Source organism: uncultured Winogradskyella sp. (assembly GCF_963975125.1).
Taxonomy (GTDB): Bacteria; Bacteroidota; Bacteroidia; order Flavobacteriales; family Flavobacteriaceae; genus Winogradskyella.
The window spans coordinates 1-7195 of sequence record NZ_CAXBGB010000112.1 but is presented as its reverse complement, the minus strand read 5'-3'; the positions used below and the strand labels follow the sequence as shown (position 1 = coordinate 7195).

Annotated in this window: 5 protein-coding genes and 1 pseudogene; all 6 read left to right on the top strand. The window is 34.1% G+C overall.

Features of this window, described 5'->3' with window-relative positions; translation table 11 throughout:
* Positions 1–195: 195 nt before the first annotated feature.
* On the top strand, positions 196–1245 hold the full coding sequence (locus tag AAC053_RS13005) for a helix-turn-helix domain-containing protein (RefSeq protein ID WP_339757426.1): 1050 nt from the start codon (positions 196–198) through the stop codon (positions 1243–1245).
* Positions 1246–1318: 73 nt separating this feature from the next.
* Complete coding sequence (locus AAC053_RS13000; RefSeq protein ID WP_339757423.1) at positions 1319–2071, top strand: isoprenylcysteine carboxylmethyltransferase family protein; 753 nt, start codon at positions 1319–1321, stop codon at positions 2069–2071.
* 219 nt (positions 2072–2290) lie between these two features.
* Complete coding sequence (locus AAC053_RS12995; protein WP_339757421.1) at positions 2291–4627, top strand: TonB-dependent receptor; 2337 nt, start codon at positions 2291–2293, stop codon at positions 4625–4627.
* A 4-nt stretch (positions 4628–4631) separates the two neighbouring features.
* Positions 4632–5507: a DUF4249 domain-containing protein gene (locus AAC053_RS12990; RefSeq protein WP_339757418.1), complete on the top strand. Its 876-nt coding sequence runs from the start codon at positions 4632–4634 to the stop codon at positions 5505–5507.
* Between the two features lie 33 nt (positions 5508–5540).
* Positions 5541–5804, top strand: a pseudogene (locus AAC053_RS12985) (transcriptional repressor); the annotation flags it as partial.
* 55 nt (positions 5805–5859) lie between these two features.
* On the top strand, positions 5860–7195 hold a 1336-nt coding region (locus tag AAC053_RS12980), incomplete at its 3' end, for an HAD-IC family P-type ATPase (protein WP_339757415.1).

The following is a 7195-nucleotide window of genomic DNA, read 5'->3' as shown; positions in this document are numbered from 1 at the left end:
TATGGCAATTGCTATACACGAAGGCTCTACATTAATTGTTGTAATTAATGCGTTGAGATTATTGCGATTTAAAGAGAATTGAAATAGATAATGATAACATAGAAAATTACTTGATGGAGTGAAATTTAAACTCTGTTTCTTTTTAATTTTAAAATATTTTTCTTTTATAAGAGTTACATAATAAAATTAGAACCAATGCTTAAAATCATCCAAATAGTTGCCTTGCTGCAAGGACTTTTTATTTTATTTATTTTTTATAGAACCCGAAAGAACTATAAGAAAATAACTTTTTGGCTCTTTTTTGGAAGTATTGTATCTATACTGTTGTACATAATTGGTGATGATGACAACAACCTTTTTATAGAGGGCGCAGATTGGGTTCTGTTTGACAGTTCGCTATTCCTAACGTTTCTATTTTTGTATTTTAAATATTTTAGATCAGACAATGAAGTTTTTTTAAAAAGGGATTATTTATTTTTCTTGCCCAGTTTATTTTCATTTTCAATTGAAACATTGGAAATTGTCTCGGATGAGGAAAACGATTTTTTAGAACTAATAGAGACGTTAATTGACTTTGTGTTTTTAGGTTACTTAATTTACATTTTATACCACTTACTAAGAACTAAAAGGGCAAATTGGATTCTGTACTTTATTGCCCCCATTGTTCTAATAATGAGCGTTTCATATATAAATGGTGTTCTTGATTTGTTTGAGTTAGCGCCTATTGTGTTTTCTGAAGATGATGATTTTAACACCTATTTGCTTCTTGTTATTGCATTCTTGTTTTATTTTATTACTTTTTATTTCATAAGTAAGCCAAAAGAGCTTATACCAAATACCAAGATCACCAAGTACAAATCCTCTAACCTAAGGCCTGAATTAATTGAAAAATATAAAAATGCTTTAATACAGGCCATGGAAAAAGACAAATTGTTTATGGATTCTAGATTATCAATCCATAACGTTTCAAAAAAATTAAATATTCCTAGGCAATATATTTCTGAGGTTATAAACTTACATTTAAACAAAAATTTTCAAGATTTTGTCAATGAATATAGAGTTGATGCGTTTGTAAAAAACCTACAAAACGACCAACATGCCCATTTTACGCTTTTCGGGATGGCGACAGAAGTCGGTTTTAGTTCCAAGTCTTCTTTTAATGCTACTTTCAAGAAAGTCAAAGGAATAACCCCTACGCAATTCAAGAATTCTATTGCTAAAAAAAAGATAATAGGTACAGAATAAGCATTCTGGACAACAGGTAAATAATCTTATACATTGACATTTCGTTCTTTGAGGGAATTTAAACCCTTAAAGCATGGCATTACAAGAAGAATTTAAAACACAAGGCGACTTTTTATTTAAAAATAGAAGTTATTTACCATTGATCATTTTAGTTATTGGCTTTTTGGTATTTATCAATCAAAAACATTACAACACTGTAGCAGCAGGTAATTGGCTACCAGAATTCTACTACTACATTTGCCTTGGCATTAGTTTATTTGGCTTGTATATAAGAGTTGTCACAGTAGGTTATACACCAAAAAACACATCTGGAAGAAATACAACGGAAGGGCAAATTGCTGAAGAGCTAAACACTACAGGCATTTATTCAATAGTTAGGCATCCTTTATATTTGGGTAATTTCTTTATGTGGCTTGGCGTGGCAATGCTCACTGAAAATACTTGGTTTGTGATTGCCTTCATTTTGTTCTACGCCTTTTATTATGAACGCATTATGTATGCCGAAGAAAGTTTTTTAAGACAAAAATTTGGTGATATCTATCTGGATTGGGCTAAGAAAACACCTGCATTTATGCCTTCTTTTAAGTATTATCAAAAAGCTAAATATCCTTTTAGTATCAAAAAGGCATTAAAAAAAGAGAAAAACGGTTTAGCAGCCGTGTTTCTATTATTTTGGGCTTTTAATTTTATCGGTGAAATGATAAAACTACAAGCTATTAGATTTGAATATGACTTCTGGTTTTATGGTGCTTTGGCTTCATCAATAATTTACATAGTATTAAAGATTATGAAAAAACAAAAATTATTTGATGAGATCAATCGCTAATAAATTCACAACGCCGCAGATACAATAATAAGGCTATTATGGTGTTCATAATATATTCTATGAAGCTGGTTAGTATCCTAGCCAAGAGTAAACCTCAACCAAAACTTTAGACATTACAGACAAAAAATCTATTTTAAAACAATCAAATTATATATGCAATATTTAAGTCAATTATTCAAGAAATCCTATTTACCATTATTTTTTATTTTAATTAACAGCATGTTATTCGCACAAGAAGAATACACTTTGCGAGGAACTATTAGCGATGAAACAAATGGAGAAACCATGTTTGGTATAGCGGTTTATTTAAAAGGTACAACAATAGGCACAACCACAAATGAGTATGGCTTTTACTCTATAACGGCACCAGAAGGAAAATACATATTGGTAGTTTCGTATTTAGGATACAAAGAAATACAAAAAGAGATATACCTTAATAAAGACACAAAACTCAACATTGAAATTAAAGAAGATCCAAGCTTGCTCGACGAAGTTGTTATTACAGCATCTGATGGTTCAGAGAGATTAAATATTCGAAAACCTCAGATGGGCGTTGTTACTTTAAAAGCGGAAACAGTTAAACTCGTGCCTGCCGTATTAGGTGAAGTCGATCTTATAAAGACCATTCAGCTTCTGCCAGGAGTGTCCAACAATGGAGAAGGTTCTGCGGGTTTTAACGTAAGAGGAGGTGCTGTAGATCAAAATTTAGTGCTTTTGGATGAAGCGATTATTTACAATACGTCTCACTTTTTTGGACTTTTTTCGATTTTTAATAATGATGCCATTAAAGATGTGAAACTTTATAAAGGTGACATTCCTGCTAAATTCGGTGGTCGAACAGCTTCAGTCTTAGATGTAAGGCAAAAAGACGGCAACAACAAAAGGCTAGAGCTTAATGGAGGTATTGGGTTAATTTCAAGTAGGCTTGCTGTAGAAGCCCCCTTGTTTAAAAAGAAAGGCTCTTTTCTTTTGGCAGGAAGATCAACGTATGCACAGCTTTTTATGGGGCTTTCGGAAGAGCTAACAAACAATAATATCAGTTTTTACGATCTAAACCTTAAAGCCAATTATGAAATTAACGAAAACAATAAAATATATTTATCAAGCTATTTTGGTAGAGATGTTTTTAATATATCAAGCCTTTTGGATAGTAATTACGGTAACATCACTGGCAATCTACGCTGGAACCATATTTTTAACGATAAACTATTCTCTAACCTGTCGCTTATATATAGTAAATACGATTATCAAATAGTACTCGATTTTGTTAAATTGGATTGGATATCGGATATACAAAATTTTAACCTAAAATACGATTTTGGCTATTATGCAAGCGATAAAATAAAAATAGACTTTGGACTTAGTGGTATTTCGTATAATTTAAATCCCGGGGAAATTACACCATCTACGCCAACTTCACCCATTAATCCATTAAAATTAGATCAAAAAAGGGCTTTTGAAGCAGGAGCTTATGCTAGTGTAGAACATACTATTACAGACAAGCTTACCGCAAGATATGGTTTGCGCTACAGCACATTCAACCGATTGGGCGGACAGGCCATCACAAATTATGCAAATAATCAGCCAGTAGTTTATAACCAAGGACTAGGCATCTACCAAAGTGGTGAAGCTATTGGAGAAACAGAATATTCTAGAGGCCAAACCATTAAACAATTCGGAAATTTAGAACCACGCTTAGGATTGTCGTACAAATTATCTGACCATTCTTCAATAAAGGGAAGTTACACACGTACAGCACAATATCTGCAATTGCTATCTAATACGGCATCAGTAACACCTTTAGACGTTTGGACAACGAGCGGAACTTATGTAAAACCGCAACTGTCTAACCAATATGCTTTAGGGTATTATAAAAAATTCAATGACAATGCATATTCCTTTGAAGCAGAAACCTATTATAAAACTACCGACAACCGAATTGACTATATTGATGGCGCAGATTTAATAGGTAATAACACCATCGAAACCGAAATATTAAATGGGGAAGCAAGAGCCTATGGCTTAGAATTGATGCTTAGAAAAAACAAAGGGCGCTTTACGGGCTGGTTTTCATATACTTTAGCTAAAACAGAGCAACGCTCTTTTGGTGGAATTGCAGGAGGTCCAGGAATTAATAATGGCAATTGGTATAATGCGCCCTTTGATCGCACACACGATATTTCAATCACGGGAATGTATAAATTTACAGATAAATGGACATTTAGCGCAAATGCAGTCTATCAAACCGGTCGCCCAGTTACGTATCCAACCGGTCAATTTGAATACGACGGATCTTCTGTTGTAATCTACAACGATAGAAATGCCAATAGATTACCTGCTTACCATAGGATAGATCTTTCGGCAACCTACAAACCCAATCGCAAACCAGATAAGCAATGGAAAGGCGAATGGGTTTTTAGTATTTATAATATGTACAATAGAAGAAATGCCGCCTCTATAACATTTGGTCAAAATTATAATACAGGAGCAAACGAAGCAACAAGGACTTCCATATTTGGTATTATCCCTTCAATAACCTATAACTTTAAATTTTAATAAAATGAACACTTTAATAGAAATAATACGCAAAAACATATTAAAATCAAAACACGCACTAAAAATGGCTTTACTTGGTTTGATTGCTTTTTCCTGCACAGATGTGGTAGATATAAGCGTACCAACCGAAGCCCCACGTTTGGTTATTGAAGCATCACTAGGTTGGGAAAAAGGCTCGTTAGGAAATAACCAAACCATAAAATTAAGCCTATCCACCCCATTTTACGATCTAACACCAAGCCCTGTAACAGGCGCATCAGTAAGGGTTGAAAACGTTACAAACGGCGATGTATTTATTTTTGAAGACCAACAGGATGGTCGTTATACAACCGCAGATTTTGAACCAATAATTAACAACACCTATAACTTAGAGGTGATTTATAATAATGAGACCTATACCGCTCAAGAAACATTAATACCTGTTCCTGAAATAGATAGAATAGAGCAATCCCGTATAGGTGGTTCGGACGAAGAAGAGCTAGACCTAACCATCTATTTTAGTGATCCAGAAAATGAGGTAAATTTTTACTATGCCACATTTTTGGAAGGTAATGATTTGCTGCCTCTAAGGGTAGTCTTATCTGACGAATTTACAAATGGTAACGAAATGTCTATTTTTTATGAAGAAAACGAGGCCGACGAAGCAGATGAGATACTACCCGGAGATATGGTAGATATATACCTGTTTGGCATAACTGAAGAGTATTACGATTTTTTGGATACATTAATTGAGCAAGGCGATAATGCAGGAGACCCCTTTGCAACGGTACCAATACGGCTAAAAGGTAATTTCATAAATCCAGAAAATCCCGATGATTATGCTTTTGGGTATTTTAGGGTTACAGAATTTGTAAACGAGGTTTATACGTTCGTCGAGTAGAGGAAGTTTCAATATTCCAAAGGATAATTTCAGCAAACGGAAAAAACCTTTGTAGAAAATGGTATCGCCCATCAAATAGATGATGGAACTGGTATTACAAAATATGCCTTATGTGAAGAAAATTGCAATTGCGAAATGGACACCGATTTACACCTGCATTTTCACTGTACAAATTGCAATGAAACCGTTTGTTTAACAGCGCATAAAATCCCACACATTAATTTACTAGAAGGTTTTAAAGCAGAAAATGTGAACTTGGTGGTTAAAGGCATTTGCGATAAATGTAATGAACAATAAATGCACTTCCATTGCATGACTCATTAATGTACTTTGCAACAAACAAAATAAAATAATGAGTGAAGATTTAAAATGTGAAGATGGTGCTTGTGCTGTAGATTATACCCAAGAAACCCCTAAACCAAAAACAACAGTTAGCTTAAACAAAAACTATATTGCACCTGTGGTTGGTATATTTTTTTTGCTATTGGGAATAGGTATAGACTTTTACGACATTCCATTTTTTAAAGCACCCATTCCTTTAATTTGGTTTGGAATTATTTATATAGTTGTTGGCGGTCCTATTGTATTAAAAGCCGCTAAACTCATTGTGAAAGGAAATATTTACAATGAGTTTGTATTAATGTCTGTTGCTACACTTGGTGCTTTTGTAATAGGATCTTATGAAGAAGGTGTTGCCGTAATGCTATTTTATGTAGTAGGCGAATTATTTCAGGAAGCTGCAGTAAACAAGGCAAAACGCTCAATTGAAGCCTTGTTAAAAGTTCAAGTAGAAGAAGTTTCGGTTTTAGAAAACGGAAACCTTATAAGCATGCATCCAAAAGATGTAGAGATTGGGCAAATCATTCAAGCCAAACCTGGTCAAAAAATTGCTTTAGATGGCGAATTGGTTTCAGATTATGCAACTTTAAATACAGCGGCTTTAACTGGTGAGTCTGCACCAAATACCAAAGAAAAAGGAGAGACTGTTTTGGCAGGAATGATAAACCTCAACACCTTAATAGAGATTAAAACCACTAGTAAACACGAAGACACCAAGCTCTCTAAAATATTAAAACTGGTACAAGAAGCTGTCGGCAGAAAAGCCAAAACGCAACTTCTAATCAGTCGTTTGGCAAAAATATATACGCCCATTGTATTTTGGTTGGCCATTGCTTTACTAATAATTCCTTACTTTTTTCTTGGTGAGGCATACCAGTTTCAAATGTGGTTAGAGCGTGCATTGATCTTTTTAGTGATCTCTTGTCCCTGTGCTTTGGTAATTTCCATTCCGTTGGGCTATTTTGGTGGTATTGGAGCAGGTTCGCGTAACGGGATTTTATTTAAAGGTTCCAATTTCTTGGATTTAATGACCAAAGTGGATACAGTGGTCATGGATAAAACAGGAACACTTACCAAAGGTGTTTTTGAAGTTCAAGAAGTGGTTTCTATCACATTAGAAAAAAATGAATTGGTAGAACTGGTAGCCACTTTAGAACGCAATTCAACACATCCCATTGCTGAAGCTATTGTAAAATACGCTGACCTTGAAAACGCATCCTTAACGGCATCCGAAGTGGAGGAAATTTCTGGTCACGGAATGAAAGGTAAAATAGGGAAATATGAAGTTTTAGCAGGTAATTTAAAGTTATTGGAAAAGTTTAATATTCAATATGATGAGCAATTAAAAT